The organism is Bacillus sp. SIMBA_154 (assembly GCF_046536015.1).
GTDB lineage: Bacteria > Bacillota > Bacilli > Bacillales > Bacillaceae > Bacillus > Bacillus pumilus_P.
Map to the genome: position 1 here is coordinate 1 of NZ_JAWJBV010000122.1, position 334 is coordinate 334.

At 35.6% G+C, this 334-nt stretch carries 1 protein-coding gene; it reads right to left on the reverse strand.

The features are described 5' to 3' along the window. On the reverse strand, window positions 1–295 hold a 295-nt coding region (locus tag R0K30_RS21395; RefSeq protein ID WP_410612791.1), incomplete at its 3' end, for a CsgE family curli-type amyloid fiber assembly protein. Window positions 296–334: the final 39 nt, after the last annotated feature.

The window sequence follows — 334 nt, forward strand, 5'->3', positions numbered from 1 at the left end:
CTAAGTATGTTGCATAAACAACTTGATTATTCATTATTAAGGTTAATTTCGTACCTGCTTTTGGAATGACGGTTTCTTTAATCTCTATATTAAAGCCAGCGGTAGAGGGGAGATCTCGCCAGTAATTAGAAAATTCGTAATAAAACTGATGACCAAAGCGACTAATACTACGATCGAGCAATAAACCATCTATCTCTAGGTCATCAGCAGCCGTTACCACTGGTGAACAAAAGAGTAAAACGGCAAGTAAGTAGGTGTGTTTTGTTTTTATCATAAAGAAAAAAGGGAGAGTCAATCTCCCTCTCATTTATCAATTACATTTGTGTAATTGTTG